The organism is Microbacterium sp. NPDC064978 (assembly GCF_044543605.1).
In the GTDB taxonomy this organism is placed as follows: Bacteria; Actinomycetota; Actinomycetes; order Actinomycetales; family Microbacteriaceae; genus Microbacterium; species Microbacterium meiriae.
In genome coordinates this window covers 916402-931385 of the sequence record NZ_JBITWF010000001.1, presented here as the reverse complement: position 1 = coordinate 931385, position 14984 = coordinate 916402, and the positions used below count along the sequence as shown (strand labels likewise).

The following is a 14984-nucleotide window of genomic DNA, read 5'->3' as shown; positions in this document are numbered from 1 at the left end:
GGAGTTCCCTTCTGCCGGAGACCGTGTGCCTCGACGGTATCCGGGCCCACGCGCCGGCACGAGGGAGTTGCGCGGCGCCGAGCCGGTCGGGTAGGTGCTCAGCGGCGCGAGCGGCGCCAGGGCACCAGTGCCGCGCCGAGGATGCCCGCGACCGCCACGGTCCGCCACCCGGGGTGCACACGCAGCCATGCCGTGATGCTGCCCCGTCCGCGGTGCGGCAGCCCGCCCCGCTGATCGGTGTCGCGGAGCGGACCGACGAGGTTCCCGAACTGCGCAGGGGCGGTCTCGTTCGTGCGCATCATCCGGGACCCGAACCGGCCGAGCGCCGCATCGAGAAGACCGGGCGCGATCCGCTGGACCCCGGTGAGCAGCAGGGCGCCACCGCCGACGTGGATCGTGCGGGCCGGATGGACGGCGGCGTAGACGATCGCCCGCGCGACGGACCGGGCGCGGTAGTGCGGATGCGGTCCGCTCGGGCGATACGTCATGCGGCTGCGGGCGTGGCGGTAGATCGGGGTGTCGATGACGGCGGGACGGACGACGGTGATCGTGACGGGCGCGCGCTCGGCGCGCAGTTCGCGGCGGAGGGCGTCGACCGCTCCTTCCACCGCATGCTTCGAGGCGGCGTAGGCCCCGTGCAGCGGCATCGCCGCCACCGCCTCGGCCGAGCTCACCACGATGATGGTCCCGCGCGAGTGCCGGAGCACCGGCAGCGCCGCCTGGAGGCCGTTGAGCTGTCCGACGACGTTGACGTCGAGGACCTTTCGGAGCTCCTCGGGGGTGGTGTCGGCGACGGGGGCGTAGAGGAGCACCCCCGCGTTGCCCACCCAGGTGTCGATCCGGCCGAACGCATGCGTGATCTGGTCGACTGCGTCCTGCACCGCCCGGCGGTCGGAGACGTCGCACACGACGCCGCGGACGTCCCCGCCCTCCGCGGCGATCTCCTCGACCGTCTCGGTCAGCGCCTGCTCACCGCGGGCGAGCAGGACGACGGATGCCCCCGCTCGGGCGAAGCCGAAGGCCGCCTCCCGGCCGATCCCGCGGGAGCCGCCGGTGACCACCACCACCTGGGCGTCGAGGGGCGGCCGCCGTACGCGTGTGTGCGGCGACCGTCCCTTCCGCGAGACCGATGACGGCATGTCACTCCTTGTGGAGCGCGTCCTGCGCGGCGCCGGCCACCTTCTCCACGACGTTCGGCAGCTCGGTGGTGCCGTAGAAACGTGCGTCCGGGTGAGTGGGCGGAGGCATCTCGGCCGTGGTCGTCGAGCCCTCGTGGTAGCTGAACTCGCCGTGTCCGTCCGGCGTGGGGCCGGATGCCCAGGTGCCTTCCGCGGCGGCAGGACCGTCGCTGAAGTTGAGGTACTGGTACGACACGTCGCGGTGCTCCTTGGAGAGCGGGAAGTTGCTCGGCACGGGGAGCTTCTCGGCGCCCTCGGCCTTCAGCTCCTCGGCCGCGGCGAGCCATTGGTTCTGGTGCATCGTGTCGCGCGCCAGCAGGAAGCTCAGCAGATCCCGGACGCCGTGGTCGTCGGTCATGTGGTAGAGCCGGGCGACCTGCACCCTGCCCTGCATCTCGGCGTTCGCGTTGGCCATGAAGTCGGCGAGGAGGTTGCCGCTGGCGGTGATGTACGAGCCCTGCCACGGGTTGCCGTTGCTGTCGACCGGACGCGCGCCGGCACCGGCGACGATGCCCTGCTGCACATCCGTGCCGCCCACGATGGCGGCGACCGTCGGGTCATCCTGCACGGCGTCCTCCGTGATGCCGAGCGGGGACTTCTCGAGCAGCTGCGCGATCATGACCGCGAGCATCTCGACGTGCCCCATCTCCTCGGCGCCGATGCCGAAGACGAGGTCGCGGTACTTGCCGGGGATGTGCATGTTCCACGCCTGGAACTGGTACTGCAGCGCGACGGTGATCTCGCCGTACTGCCCGCCGAGGACCTCTTGCAGCTTGCGGGCGTAGACGGCGTCCGGGGCCTCGGGCGTCGCGGAGAATTGGAGCTCCTGTCGATGGAAGAACATATCGAGCCTTTCTCTTCTGGGGATGGGCTGGCCATGCAACGCCCGGTCGGCCGATCCACGCAGGGCCTTTCCAAACCCCGACGCGCCTGGGACAATCACTCTCGGCCCGCGTGAGATCGGACCTCGTCGCGGTGATAGCCGGTCAGCGCCGACGCCGTCAACCCCCGCCCGTATCCCCGGTCCTCCGGGCAGTCTGTCCCCATGACGGAGGAGACGGCGGCAGCGCAGGACGCGATCGACGCCTTCCTCGAGTCCCACCTCGATGAGATGGTCGAGCGGCTGTCGGCCTGGGTCGAGATCCCCTCCGTCTCGGCGGCCCCCGAGCGTCGGATGGACGGGGTGCGATCCGCGCATTGGATCGCCGCAGAGCTGCGCGACGCGGGCTTCACGACGTCGCTGCTCCCGGCGGGCGATGCGGTGACCGTGTTCGCCGAGCGCGAGGGCGCGCCGGGGTCACCCACGGTCCTCGTCTACACGCACCACGACGTCCGCCACGCCAAGCCGGAGGAGTGGAGCGAGACGGCGCCGTTCGCGCCGGTGCTCCGAGAAGGGCGGCTCTACGGGCGCGGCGCGTCGGACGCGAAGGGCCAGGCCCTCGCGCACGTCTGGGCGCACCGGGCGGTCGAGGCCGTGGACGGCGTCGGAGCCGGGGTGCACCTCAAGCTGCTCATCGACGGCGAGGAGGAGATCGGCTCCCCGCACCTCAAGGACCTCCTGGAGGCCGACCCCGACCGGTTCGTGTGCGACCTCGTCGTCTTCTCCGACACCCTGCAGTGGGAGGTCGACTCCCCGGCTCCGGTCACCTCGATGCGGGGGACGCTCACCGCGACGCTCACGGTGCAGGGGCCCGACCGGGACGTGCACAGCGGTGCCGCCTCCGGCGTGACGGTGAATCCTGCCCTCGTGCTCTCCCGCGTGCTCGCGCAGCTGCACGACGAGGACGGGGGGATCGCCATCCCCGGATTCCATGACGGCGTGGCCCCGCTCAGCGACGAGCGCGCTGCGGAACTGGACGCGTTGCCGTTCGACCCCGAGGACTGGACGCGGCGTACCGAGACCAGGGTCATCGTGGGGGAGCAGGGCTTCACCCCGAAGGAGCGCCTTTGGGTGCGCCCGGCCATCGAGGTGATCTCGCTGCTCGCCGGAGACCCGGAGGGCATCGAGCGCTCCGTGATCCCGCGGGAGGCCATGGCCTCGCTGAGCATCCGAACCGTCGCCGATCAGCGTAACCACGACGTCGCCGACGCGCTCCGCGCCTTCATCGCCGACGTGATGCCCGCCGAGGCGACGTATCGCCTCGAGGTCGACGAGGACATCGCGCAGGAACCGTATGTCTCTCGTCCCGGACCCTATCGGGACGCCCTGGAGCGGGCCCTCGCCCGCGGTTACGGTCGCGCGGTGCGGGGGAGGATGGGCAACGCCGGGGGAGGGCCGGCCGAGCTGCTGTCCCGGGAACTCGGCGCCCCGGTCGTGTTCCTCGGCACCGGGCTGCCCGAGGACCACTGGCATGCGAGCGACGAGAGCATCGATCTGCGCATGCTGGTCCGCGGCGCTGCGACCCTCGCGCATCTGTGGCGCGAGCTCGCCGCCGCCTCATGACTCCGCCGGGGGATGCGAGGAGGAGGCTCGTCCCCCGGCGGGCTACGCTGGACGCAGGCGCCACCGCCCGGTGCCCGGTCGCAGGAGCCCGGCGCGGACGGCGCCTGCGAACCTGACACCGACGGCTTGAGGAGAACGACGCCGATGACCGACACCCAGATCTTCGAGCCCGAGGGCCGCGCCATCCCCTTCGTCGACGAGGGCGATGGTCCGGTCAAGCTGGTGCTCATCCAGGAGCGCGGCCTGGCCGCCGACGTGCTCGGAGTGGTCGGTCACTACCTGGCGGAGGAGGCCGGATTCCACGTGGTGCGGATCGGCCATCGCGCGGATGACGCAGAGGCCTCGGTCGAGGACCGCGTCGCGGACGCGCTCGCCGTCATCGACCACATCGGCCTCGGCGACACGTGGATCGGCGGGCACGGCTTCGGCGGCACGATCGCGCGGTCGTTCGCGCTCGTTCACCCGGAGCGCGTGAACGGTCTGGCCCTCCTCGGCGTGGAGGACGTGGACACCCCCCTCGCCCCGGTCATCCCGGTGCTGCTGATCCAGGGGACGGCCGACGAGGTCACCCCGCCCGCGAACGCCGAGAGCGTGCGCGCCATGGCTCCGGAACGCGCCAGCATCAAGGTCGTCGAGGGCGGGGATCACCTCTTCCCGATGACGCACCCCATCGAGACGGCTGTCGTGCTCGAGGAGTATCTCGACTGGGACTGAGCCCGACCCTGTGCACACGCGAACGCCGCGGCCGGATCGGCCGCGGCGTTCGAAGTCTGAGCTCTCAGGCGACCTGAGGGAGCACGGCGAAGGAGACGGAGCCCTCGTCGTCCACGCCCGCGTCGAGCACCTTGTCGTCCAGGGCGGAGGCGGCGGCCTCGTCGAGGAACAGGCGGGTGCCCGACAGCTCGACGACCTGATCGGCGGGCTCCGGGTCGGCGGTCACGGCGACGGCGAGACGGGCCGCGCCCGTGTCGTCCTGCGCCTCGGCGGTATGGATGCGCAGCCCAGCGGCCGGCGCGTCGTTCTGACGACTCACGAGGGTCGACACGATGGCGGTGGCGTTGTCGGTGAGGGTGAGCATGAGCTCTCCTTTCCGGTTGGGGCATGACGCGGTCGCGACATGTCCGGACTACGATTCCGCATCGTCCGGATCCGCTCGACCCCCTTGCGCCTGCGGGGGTGGTGCCTTTAGCCTCGCAGCCGCTTGCGGAGGAACACCTGAGCGGTGCCGTCGCCCTGCGGCACCCGCTCGCGCTCCTCGTAGCCGCAGGACTCGTACAGCCGGATGTTCGCCTCGCTGAGGCTTCCGGTGAAGAGCTCGGACTCGCGGGCGTCCGAGGCCTTCTCCGCCGCGTCGAGGAGCTTCCTCCCGATGCCCTCGCCCTGCATGTCGGGGGCGATCGCGATCCGCCCGATCAGGAGCAGGTCGTCGTCCTCGACGAACCGGATCGCCCCCACCAGGCGGCCGTCGATCCGTGCGCCGAGCCCGCTCTCCGAGGTGAGCTCTGCCTCCATCTCGGCGAGCGTCTGCGTCAGCGGCGGCATATCGACGCTGCCGTAGATCGCCGCCTCGGACACGAAGGCCGCCCGCTGGATCGTGAGCACCTCTCCGGCATCCGCCGCGGTGAGAGGCGCGATGACCACCTCGGGACGATCCTCCTGTGCTGCTGTTCCCACTGTTCCGCCTCTCTCGATGGCCCTGTCGCCTCCCTCACGTTCGGGGGTCCGCCCGGTGGGTGTCAACCCCCTCGAATCGGCTGTGCCGCGGGGCTACCGTGACAGCAGGAGGTCACACCATGGCAGACACGAAGACCAAGAAGACCGGCAGCTCCAGCAGCAAGAGCGGAGCGACGAAGGCGGGCGTCAAGACCACGCGCCAGCAGAATGCGGAGAAGGGGTTCACCGCATCCCCGACCCTCGCGGCGAACCTGCAGGCGGTGCTCGTCGACCTTCTCGAACTCTCGCTGCAGGGCAAGCAGGCCCACTGGAACGTCGTCGGACGGAACTTCCGCGACACCCACCGTCAGCTCGACGAGATCATCGAGGACGCCCGGACGTTCAGCGACACCATCGCGGAGCGCATGCGCGCCCTGCACGCCGTGCCTGACGGGCGCAGCGCCACGATCGCGAAGACGACGACGCTCCCCGAGTTCCCGACCGGTGAGGTGTCGACGACGGAGACCATCGACCTCGTCACCGCGCGCCTCGAGGCCGCGGTCGGGACGATGCGCGATGTGCATGACGCCGTCGACGAGGAAGACCCCACGTCCGCGGATCTGCTGCACGCCGTCATCGAGCGCCTGGAGCAGTTCGCGTGGATGGTGAGCGCGGAGAACCGCAGCCCCGCCGGCCGCTGATCAGCCCGCTGTCCGACCGCCGCCCCCGTCGCGCTCATGCCGACGAGGGCGGCGGTCCTTCGTCTGCTCCGACCCGCGCGCGGGCTCGCCGCAGCAGGCCGGGCAGCGCCATCCACAGCCCGACCACGAGCAGGAGCGAGGCGATCAGCGCGACGATCCCGGCGGTGCGGCTGACCGTGAAGTCCACGATGAGCGTCGTGACCCCGATCGTGAGGGCGCCGATCACGAAGAGGTCGATCTTCACCAGGCGCGCCGCCGTCCGGACGAGCTCAGGCTTCAGCCGGCTGCCGAACAGGGCACGATGGATGCCGACGGGGGCGAGGGCGAGGATGGTGGCGACCGCCGCGAGTGCCACGAGCACGACATACAGGTCGCGCTGGAATTCGTCCATATCGGTGAAGCGCGGCTGGAACGCCACCGCGAGGAGGAAGCCGGTGAGGATCTGCGTGCCGGTCTGCATCACCCGCAGTTCCTGCAGCAGCTCCTCCCAGTTGCGGTCCGCGCGCTCGTTCGGGGTCTCGTCGCGGCCGTCATCGCGGTCGTCGCGCTCGTCGGCGCCGCCACGGGATTCTGCTGTCATGGCGATAGTCTCGTGGGCACGATCCGGCGCTGTCCAGAACCTTGCGCTGCCGGATGGACAGGCCTCAGGAAAGGACCCGAGATGACCCTTCCCCCGATCGACGAATGGTGGCCCGAGCTGTCCGACGATGCGCGTCGCGCGGTCATCGACAGCGGGTCGCGGCATCTCGGCGAGGACGTCCGTGAGGAGATCCGGGAGATCACCGGAGCGGTGGTGGGGATGATCGAGTCGCTGTCCGACGACGACCTCGCGTACGCCCGGGACCACGCACCCGACGAGGACTGAGACGTCAGCCCTCCGGCTGCTCGGCGGTCTCCTCGCGCAGCCGCGGCTCCGTGCGACGTTCGGGGCGCACGCCGTGCTTGTCGGCGTAGAACGCGCGGATCCGGTCCATGTCGGCGGCCACGTCGCCCGTGAGGTCGATCGTCGGCCCGAGGCCCGTCGTCATCGTGTGGCGGTCGACGAAGCCGAGAGTGACCGGCATGCCGGTGGCTCGCGCGATCCGGTAGAAGCCGCTCTTCCAGTACTCGTTGCCGCCCCGTGTGCCGTCGGGGGTGACGACGAGGCCGAACACCGTCCCGGCATGCACCTGGTCCACGACCTCGCCGACGACGCGCGCCGGATCCGCCCGGTCGACGGCGATGCCCCCGAGCCCGCGCATGATCGGCCCCCGCCAGCCGCGGAACAGGCTCTTCTTGCCCAGCCAGTGCACGTCGATGCCGAGGCGCCACGCGATCGCGAGCATGAGCACGAAATCCCAGTTCGAGGTGTGCGGGGCGCCGATCAGGACGGTCGGTCGCGTCGGCACGGCGTCGGCGACGAGGGTCCACCGGCTGACGGCCCAGTACACGCGGGCGAGGAATCGTCGGAGCATCCGTCCAGATTAGGCGGAACGGCCTATCGATCGCCTGGCGGCGGGGCCCCGGTGGTCCGCGTGAGAGCCGCGGTGAGCGCCGGGTCCAGCCCCGGGACGTGCTCGACGGGCACGGCCAGCGCGAGAAGAGCCCTGCTGAAGTAGTTGCGCGCCGCCGCCGCCAGGGTGATGTCCACGATCTGCCGGTCGCTGAACCCCCGGTCTCGCAGCTCCTGCGCATCGGCGTCGGTCATCGCCCCCGGATCGGTCGACAGCCGCGTGGCGAAGCGGATCACGGCCTGCTCCTGCTCCGTGAAACCGCGGTCGTCTCCCGCGGCGAAGGCGGCGAGTCCTTCCTCGTCGATGACGCCGGCGCGCAGGGAGCGGCGGCCGTGTGCGAGCAGACAGTGCGCGGATCCGAGGGCCCGCGCCGCCCCCAGGGTCGCGGCCTCGTAGATCGGTACGCCGATCGACGGGACGACCGAGCGGACGAGCGCCTCGAACGCGGCGTGGGCGTCGGGGTTCACGGCCATGGCCCTGGTGTGAGCGAACACGATGCCATCGTCGGCGAGGTCGCTCTCGTACATCGCGGCGACGTGGCCGGTCGCGGTGGCCCGTTCGGGAGGGTGGATGATCATGGCGCCTCCTCGGCTCCGGGGCGCGCGGCGAGGGTGCGCACCCCTCGCCGGGAACGATACGCCGCTCTCAGGCCGCAGAGAAGAGCGTGCGGCGCCCGGTGCTCCTGGCAGGCGTACGATCGAGGGATGACCGAATCGAAGCAGGAGAACACCGGGCAGGACGCGCCGCTCGGGCTGCAGCCGCTGCCGGGTGCGATCGAGCTGCTCGAGGGCGATGCCGCCGGCTACTGCAGCAACGGCGTCTGCCACATCCCCGCCCCCAAGGAGCGGTGAGCAGCAGACGCCGTCGGTGTGGCTGCGCGGTCAGTGACCGCCGTGCGCCGCGTCGCCGATGTCGTCGGCGGGCTTGCGCACCAGCGGGCTGAGCGCGACCGCCGCGAGCGAGATGATCGCCGCGATGAGGAAGGCCGTCCGCGCTCCGGGGGCACCGGCCACGGCCCGCGACAGGCCCTCGTCCTCGCCGGCGTGCAGGATCGCCGAGTACGTGACCGTGAGCAGGGCGACGCCGGCCGCCCCGCCGACCTGCTGCAGCGTGTTGAGCACCGCCGAGCCGTGCGAGTACAGCGAGCGGTGCAACGACCCGAGCGACGAGGAGAACAGCGGCGTGAACGACATCGCGAGGCCGACCGACATGGCCGCCTGCACGATGATCAGCAGCCACCACACGGTGTGCTCTCCGACCGTCGAATAGAAGAACAGCGCCGCCGAGACGAGGATCGTCCCGGGGATGAGCAGCGGACGGGTGCCCTTCGCGTCGTAGACGCGGCCCATGATCGGACCGAGCAGGCCCATCAGCACCGAACCGGGGAGCAGGATGAGGCCCGACTCCAGCGCGGTCAGTCCCGCCACGTTCTGCAGGTACTGCGGCAGCAGCGTCAGGGTGCCGAACATCGACAGCGCCAGGATCGTCATGATGATGACGGCCAGCGAGAAGTTCGCCGAGCGGAACACGCGCAGGTCGAGCAGGGCGTCGTCGACGCGCTGCAGCACGATCTGACGCCAGACGAACAGGGCGAGCGAGACGGCGCCGACCACCAGAGCGATGACGCCGGTCGTGCCGCCCGATCCGCCCTCGCCGCCGAACTGGCTGAGGCCGAAGACGATGCCGCCGAAGCCGAGCGCCGCGAGCGGGATGGACAGCACGTCGAGCGGAGCCTTGCGGGTCTCGCCGAGGTTGGTCATCCACTTCGCGCCCATGGCGAGCGAGATCAGGGCGATGGGCAGCACGATGGCGAACAGCGCGCGCCAGTTGAACGCGTCGAGCACGGCCCCCGCGAGCGTCGGGCCGATCGCGGGCGCGAGCGAGATGACGAGACCGACGCGGCCCATCATGCGACCGCGGGACTGCGCGGGCACGACGTTCATGATCGTCGTCATCAGCAGCGGCATCATGATGCCGGTGCCCGCCGCCTGGATCACGCGGCCCACGAGCAGCACCGAGAACCCGGGGGCGACGAGCGCCACGAGCGTTCCGAGCGAGAACGCCGTCATCGCGGCGATGAAGACCTGCCGCGTCGTGAAGCGCTGCAGGATGAAGCCGGTGGTCGGGATGACCACCGCCATTGTCAGCATGAACGCGCTCGTCAGCCACTGTCCGAGCTCGGGCGGGATGCCGAGGTCGGTGTTCAGATGCGGGATCGCGATGCCCATCGTCGTCTCGTTGAGGATGGCGACGAAGGCGGCGACGAGCAGCAGCCAGATGACCCGCATGTCCTTGCGCGGGATCTCCCCGTGCGATGCGGGGGGCGTCGTGATGGAGCCGGTATCGACGGCAGACATGGGCGGCCTCCAGGGCATCGGAAGAAAAAGAGATGTGCGAGAGTTCGCGAGAGTCATTCAGCGTAACGGGTCGGTGGGACATTTCATTCCGATCCCTGCGATATCCGCCCTGAGCGGAGACGACGGCCCGCGGTGTCCGCCGTCCTGAGTACGCTGGCGCCATGAGCATGGGCGGGATGGGCGGTGGTCCGCGGGGCGGTTTCCGCGGCGTGGACGAGGACGCCCAGCGTCGGCTCAACGCGGAGGCCCCGAAGATCGACGGGCTCGGCACCCGGGTCGTCGCTCTGTTCAGCGCCTACCGGTGGCGCATCCTCTTCACCGGTGTCCTCGTGGTCCTCGGCGCGGGTATCGCGGTCATCCCGCCGCTTCTCGTGCAGCGCATCTTCGACGACGCTCTGTTCCCCGTCGACGGCGGCGGCCCCCACCTCTCCCTGCTCGGCGTGCTCGTCGGGGCGATGGTCGGCCTCTTCCTCTTCTCGGCGGTCCTCGGCGTCGCGCAGACCTGGCTCACGGCCACGGTCGGCAACAGCGTCACGGGCGATCTCCGGGTGCGGCTGTTCGAGCACCTGCAGGCGATGGAGCTCGGCTTCTTCACCCGGACGAAGACCGGGGTGATCCAGTCCCGGCTGCAGAACGACGTCGGCGGCGTCTCCGGCGTGCTCACGAACACGGTCACCAGCATCCTCGGCAACGCCGTCACGGTGATCGCCTCCCTCGTCGCGATGATCCTCATCGACTGGCGCCTCACCCTCATCGCGGTCGTGCTGATGCCCTTCCTCGTGCTCGTGCAGCGACGCGTGGGGCAGGTGCGGGCGCGCATCGCGGGGGAGACCCAGGAGTCGCTGTCCGAGTTGACCTCCATCACCCAGGAGACCCTGAGCGTCTCGGGCATGCTGCTGTCCAAGGCGTTCAACCGCCAGCGCACCGAGTCCGAGCGCTACCAGCAGGAGAATCGCAACCAGGTGCGCCTGCAGGTGCGCCGGGCCATGAGCGGCCAGGGCTTCTTCGCGGTCGTGCAGGTCATCATGGCGAGCGTGCCGGCCGTCATCTACCTCGTGTCCGGCTACCTCATCGCGGGCGGGACCGGCGCGATCACGGCGGGGACCATCGTGGCCTTCACGACGGTCCAGGCGCGGCTGCTCATGCCGCTCATGGGGCTCATGCGCGTCTCTCTCGACCTGCAGACCTCGTCCGCGCTGTTCGCCCGCATCTTCGAGTACCTCGACCTCGTGCCGGAGATCACCGACGCCCCCGACGCGATCACCGTCGCCCAGGCCCCCGGGCCGCGCGGACGCGTCGAGTTCCAGGACGTCGTGTTCCGCTATCCGGATGCCGCGGCCGACTCGCGCCCCACGCTGCACGGGGTCTCGTTCGTGGCCGAGCCCGGGCAGCATGTCGCCTTCGTCGGCCCGTCCGGCGCGGGCAAGACCACGATCCTCTATCTCGCGCCTCGGCTGTACGAGGCCAAGGGCGGCGCGGTGCTGTTCGCGGGGGCGGACGTGCGCACGCTCACGCAGGAGTCGATCATCGACGACGTGGGCATCGTCTCCCAGGAGACCTACCTGTTCCACGCGACGATCCGCGAGAACCTCCGCTACGCGAAGCCCGACGCGACCGACGAGGAACTGGTCGCCGCCTGCACCGCGGCCAACATCCACCACATCATCGCGGGCTTCGAGAAGGGCTACGACACGGTCGTGGGGGAGCGCGGGTACCGGCTCTCCGGCGGGGAGAAGCAGCGGATCGCGATCGCCCGCGTGCTCCTGAAGGACCCGCCGGTGCTCCTGCTCGACGAGGCCACCTCCGCCCTGGACACCGTGTCCGAGCGCGTGGTGCAGGAAGCCCTCGACGAGGCGGCCAAGGGGCGCACGACCCTGTCGATCGCGCACCGCCTGTCGACGGTCATGGGGGCGGACGTCATCCATGTGCTGGAGGCCGGTCGCATCGTGGAGTCCGGCACCCACGCGGAGCTCCTCGCGCAGGGCGGCCTCTACGCCGAGCTGGCGGCACAGCAGGTGGCCGCGTCGCGGGTGTTGAACGCCGAGCTCGAAGCAGAAGCCGAGGAGGAGGCCGCGATCCGTGGCGGTGTCGAGGAGGGCGTCGATGCGGCGCTCGCCGGGCGCCGTGCGGACCGCGAGCCGGAGGACTCCGCGGCGGCCGACGCCGTCGTGGCGCTCACGACCGGCGTACCGCTGCCGACGGCATCCAGCGCCGACGCCCGACCGCGCCCGACCGACGGCTGACGGCTTCGCGGGTCAGTGGACGGAGAGCCCGCCGTCGACGAACAGCGACTGGCCGGTGACGTACGCCGAGCCGGGACCCGCGAGGAAGACCGCGGCCGCGGCGAAGTCCTCCGGGAGGCCGTTGCGTCCGACCATCGTCCGGGCCGCGAGGGCCGCGATCGTGGCGGGATTCTCCTGCAGGCGGGCGTTCAGGGGAGTGAGGACGAATCCCGGGACGAGGGTGTTGCTCGTCACGCCGGTACCACCCCAGGCCTCGGCCTCCGAGCGCATGAGCGACTCGACCGCGCCCTTGGAGGCGCCGTACACCCCGCTGCCCACGAATGCCCGGTGCGCCTGCTGCGAGCTGATGTGGATGAGCCGCCCGTACCCGCGCGCAGCCATGCCCTGCGCCCAGCGCTGACCGAGGAGGAACGGGGCGAGCGCGTTGACGGTCATCGTCGCGTCCCAGTCCGCCTCGGTGATCTCGGCGTAGGGCGGACGGATGTTGATGCCGGCGGAGTTGACGAGGATGTCCGGCTCGCCGAAGGGGACGGCAGCGGCCTCCGCGACCGCGTGGATGCCGTCGCGGGAGCCCAGATCGCCGACGACGCCCGCGGCCCGGCACCCCTGCGCGTTCAGCTCCTCGACGGTCTCCGCAATGCGCTCCGCGCCGCGGGCGACGATCACCGTGGCCGCGCCGGCGCGGGCGAGCGCCGTCGCGATGCCGCGACCGATGCCCGAGCTGCCGCCGGTCACGACCGCGGTGCGGCCGTCGAGCGCGAAGAGCGAGGAGAGGTAGTCGGTCATGTGGGGGTCCTTCCGGCGGGGCTCACCACGCGAGGGCGTCGGCGAGGGTGGGGTCGGGGCGGGCGTCGACGAATTCGGGAAGGGCGCGCAGTTCGGCCAGGAACGCGGACACCTCCGCCGCGTAGGCGGGATCCGGGTGCGTGTCGGCGATCTCCCGGAGCGGAGCGACGTCCATCGCGAGGATGAGGTCGAGTCGAGCGGTCACGGCGGCGTGCGCGCCCGCCGTCTGCAGCACACGGATGCCGCCGCGGAGCGCAGCGAGGTAGTCGCGGAGCACGGGGAGCTGCGCCTTGCCCTGGGTGATCGAGGTGCCGTCCGCTCGGACGCGCCAGCGCACCACGACGTCAGGCAGCACGTCGAAGGCGCGCGCCCGGGTGTACATCGTCTGCGCGACGACCTGGTCCTCGTAGGCGACCCCCTCGGGGAACCGCAGGTCGGACCACATCTCGGTGCGGCTCACCTTGGACCACGCGACGATGTTCGACGCGGCCTGCGGGTGCTCCGCGAGGGTGGTGCTGAGACGGCGAGGAGAGGTCGCCGCGGCCACCCACGGCTGTACGCGGCCGGGCACGTACCCTCGCCCCCGGGGACGCAGCCGCACGTAGGCACCGGCGGCGAAGTCGCTCTCCGTGCGTTCGAGCGTGCCCACGAGCGTCGAGAGGGCGTCCGGCATCAGCTCGTCATCCGCATCGAGGAAGCCCGTGAAGGGCGTGTCGACCCGTGCGAGGCCGACATTGCGCGCGGCGCCGAGCCCGACGGAATCCTCATGCCGGATCAGGGTGAAGCGGGGATCCGTCGCGGCGGCGTCGGCGAAGATCGCTCCCGTGTCGTCGGTGGAGCCGTCGTCGATGAGGATCGCACGCCACCGCTCGTCCGTCTGCGCACGGAGGGAGTCGAGGGCGGCGGGGGCGAACGCGGCGATGTCGCGTCCGGGCACGATCAGCGTCACGATCGGGGCGGGGGCGGTCACTCCGCCGAGTCTAGGGCCGTCCGTCAGCCGCGGACCGCGTCGACCGCTTCCGCGACGAGTGCGGCGAGACGCTCCGGAGCGTCCGCAGGGAGGGCCGAGCGCCCGAAGGTGAAGCGCACGGCCGTCTGGGCGACCTCCGGGGCGATGCCGCACGCGAGCAGCACGGGGGAGGGCTCGTCGCTGCCGGCGGCGCAGGCGGAGCCGCTGGACGAGATCACCCCGCGGCGCTCCAGCTCCAGCAGCACCGCCTCGCCGCTCACGCCGGCGATCGTGAAGCTCGCCGTCGCGGGGAGCCGCTGCGTGGGATGCCCCGTGAGTGCGGCCACGGGCACGCGGCGCTGCACCTCGGCGATGAAACGCGCCGTCGCGGCCTCCACCCGGGTCGCGGTGTCTTCGCGCTCCCGCTCGGCGAGATCCAGTGCCGTCGCCAGGCCCACCGCTCCCGCGACGTCGACGGTGCCGGACCGCCGCCCACGCTCCTGGCCGCCGCCGTGCAGGAGCGGTTCCAGAGGGAGGCGTCCGCGGACGACGAGCGCCCCGGTGCCCTTGGGAGCGCCGAGCTTGTGCCCGGCGATCGACACCGCGTCGGCATGCAGCTCGTGCAGCGGCAGCCAGCCGGCCGACTGCACGGCGTCGACGTGGAGGGGCACGCGGCGGGCGTGGACGACCTCGCGGAGCGCCGCGATGTCCTGGACGGTGCCGATCTCGTTGTTCGCGTGTCCGAGGGACACGACGGCCGTGTCGTCGGTGAGCGCCGTGTCGAGGGCGTCCGGCGTGATCCGTCCGGTGCCGTCGACGGCGGGCATCGCGACCGTCACCCCGTGGAACCGCGCGAGGTACGCCGCCGACTCCCGGATCGACTCGTGCTCGATGGGGGACACGACGACGCGCCGCCGGCCGGAGGCGAGCGCTCCCAGGGCGAGTCCCTTCACGGCGAGGTTGTTCGCCTCCGTGCCGCCGCCGGTGAAGACGACATCCCCTGCCCGCGTCCCGAACACGCGGGCCACCCGGGCGCGGGCGTCCTCCAGCGCGCGCGCCGCGGTCTCGCCCGCGGTGTGGTGACTGGCGGGGTTGCCGAACACCTCGGTGAGGAAGGGCTCCATGGCCGCCCGCACCTCGGGGCGTACCGGAGACGTCGCGGCGTGGTCGAGGTACAGCAC

17 protein-coding genes are annotated in these 14984 nt (G+C 71.4%); 6 read left to right on the top strand and 11 right to left on the bottom strand.

Annotated features, from left to right (window positions below):
• Positions 1–98 precede the first annotated feature (98 nt).
• Positions 99–1139: an SDR family oxidoreductase gene (locus tag ACIGJI_RS04735; RefSeq protein ID WP_280566596.1), complete on the bottom strand. Its 1041-nt coding sequence runs from the start codon at positions 1137–1139 to the stop codon at positions 99–101.
• 1 nt (position 1140) lies between these two features.
• Positions 1141–2022, bottom strand: coding sequence for a manganese catalase family protein (locus ACIGJI_RS04730; RefSeq protein ID WP_363445807.1), 882 nt, complete (start codon positions 2020–2022; stop codon positions 1141–1143).
• Between the two features lie 201 nt (positions 2023–2223).
• Between ACIGJI_RS04730 and ACIGJI_RS04725 the strand changes: the two genes are divergently transcribed.
• On the top strand, positions 2224–3621 hold the full coding sequence (locus ACIGJI_RS04725) for a M20/M25/M40 family metallo-hydrolase (RefSeq protein WP_363445809.1): 1398 nt from the start codon (positions 2224–2226) through the stop codon (positions 3619–3621).
• Positions 3622–3765: 144 nt separating this feature from the next.
• On the top strand, positions 3766–4335 hold the full coding sequence (locus ACIGJI_RS04720) for an alpha/beta fold hydrolase (RefSeq protein ID WP_363445811.1): 570 nt from the start codon (positions 3766–3768) through the stop codon (positions 4333–4335).
• Positions 4336–4399: 64 nt separating this feature from the next.
• On the opposite strand, the gene ACIGJI_RS04715 is transcribed toward ACIGJI_RS04720, so the two are convergent.
• Complete coding sequence (locus tag ACIGJI_RS04715) at positions 4400–4699, bottom strand: hypothetical protein (protein WP_060921362.1); 300 nt, start codon at positions 4697–4699, stop codon at positions 4400–4402.
• Between the two features lie 107 nt (positions 4700–4806).
• Positions 4807–5295, bottom strand: coding sequence for a GNAT family N-acetyltransferase (locus ACIGJI_RS04710; RefSeq protein ID WP_187663617.1), 489 nt, complete (start codon positions 5293–5295; stop codon positions 4807–4809).
• 119 nt (positions 5296–5414) lie between these two features.
• Here ACIGJI_RS04710 and ACIGJI_RS04705 point away from each other — a divergent pair, with 119 nt between their 5' ends.
• Entirely contained in the window at positions 5415–5975 is a 561-nt protein-coding gene (locus ACIGJI_RS04705) for a Dps family protein (protein WP_187663618.1), read from the top strand.
• 34 nt (positions 5976–6009) lie between these two features.
• On the opposite strand, the gene ACIGJI_RS04700 is transcribed toward ACIGJI_RS04705, so the two are convergent.
• Positions 6010–6555 carry a DUF6328 family protein gene (locus ACIGJI_RS04700; RefSeq protein WP_292795365.1) on the bottom strand — a complete coding sequence of 182 codons (546 nt, stop codon included), beginning with the start codon at positions 6553–6555 and terminating at the stop codon, positions 6010–6012.
• Between the two features lie 81 nt (positions 6556–6636).
• On the opposite strand from ACIGJI_RS04700, the gene ACIGJI_RS04695 reads away from it, so the two are divergent.
• Positions 6637–6840, top strand: coding sequence for a hypothetical protein (locus ACIGJI_RS04695; RefSeq protein WP_363445814.1), 204 nt, complete (start codon positions 6637–6639; stop codon positions 6838–6840).
• 4 nt (positions 6841–6844) lie between these two features.
• Here ACIGJI_RS04695 and ACIGJI_RS04690 read toward each other — a convergent pair whose 3' ends face one another.
• On the bottom strand, positions 6845–7429 hold the full coding sequence (locus tag ACIGJI_RS04690; protein WP_268777769.1) for a 1-acyl-sn-glycerol-3-phosphate acyltransferase: 585 nt from the start codon (positions 7427–7429) through the stop codon (positions 6845–6847).
• Positions 7430–7452: 23 nt separating this feature from the next.
• Entirely contained in the window at positions 7453–8046 is a 594-nt protein-coding gene (locus ACIGJI_RS04685) for a carboxymuconolactone decarboxylase family protein (protein ID WP_363445816.1), read from the bottom strand.
• A 126-nt stretch (positions 8047–8172) separates the two neighbouring features.
• On the opposite strand from ACIGJI_RS04685, the gene ACIGJI_RS04680 reads away from it, so the two are divergent.
• Positions 8173–8319 (top strand): hypothetical protein, encoded by a 147-nt coding sequence (locus ACIGJI_RS04680; RefSeq protein ID WP_187663623.1) that lies wholly within the window; start codon positions 8173–8175, stop codon positions 8317–8319.
• Between the two features lie 30 nt (positions 8320–8349).
• On the opposite strand, the gene ACIGJI_RS04675 is transcribed toward ACIGJI_RS04680, so the two are convergent.
• Positions 8350–9825 (bottom strand): MDR family MFS transporter, encoded by a 1476-nt coding sequence (locus ACIGJI_RS04675; protein WP_363445818.1) that lies wholly within the window; start codon positions 9823–9825, stop codon positions 8350–8352.
• A gap of 167 nt (positions 9826–9992) precedes the next feature.
• Here ACIGJI_RS04675 and ACIGJI_RS04670 point away from each other — a divergent pair, with 167 nt between their 5' ends.
• Positions 9993–12068, top strand: a complete 2076-nt coding sequence (locus tag ACIGJI_RS04670) for an ABC transporter ATP-binding protein (protein WP_363445979.1) — start codon at positions 9993–9995, stop codon at positions 12066–12068.
• 12 nt (positions 12069–12080) lie between these two features.
• On the opposite strand, the gene ACIGJI_RS04665 is transcribed toward ACIGJI_RS04670, so the two are convergent.
• Genes ACIGJI_RS04665 through ACIGJI_RS04655 form a run of 3 tightly spaced genes read right to left on the bottom strand, consistent with a single transcriptional unit; the run spans position 12081 to position 14984 of the window.
• Entirely contained in the window at positions 12081–12854 is a 774-nt protein-coding gene (locus ACIGJI_RS04665) for an SDR family oxidoreductase (RefSeq protein WP_366244499.1), read from the bottom strand.
• Positions 12855–12876: 22 nt separating this feature from the next.
• Positions 12877–13824, bottom strand: coding sequence for a glycosyltransferase family 2 protein (locus tag ACIGJI_RS04660; protein ID WP_366244501.1), 948 nt, complete (start codon positions 13822–13824; stop codon positions 12877–12879).
• Positions 13825–13847: 23 nt separating this feature from the next.
• Positions 13848–14984 (bottom strand): cysteine desulfurase family protein, encoded by a 1137-nt coding sequence (locus tag ACIGJI_RS04655; protein WP_363445824.1) that lies wholly within the window; start codon positions 14982–14984, stop codon positions 13848–13850.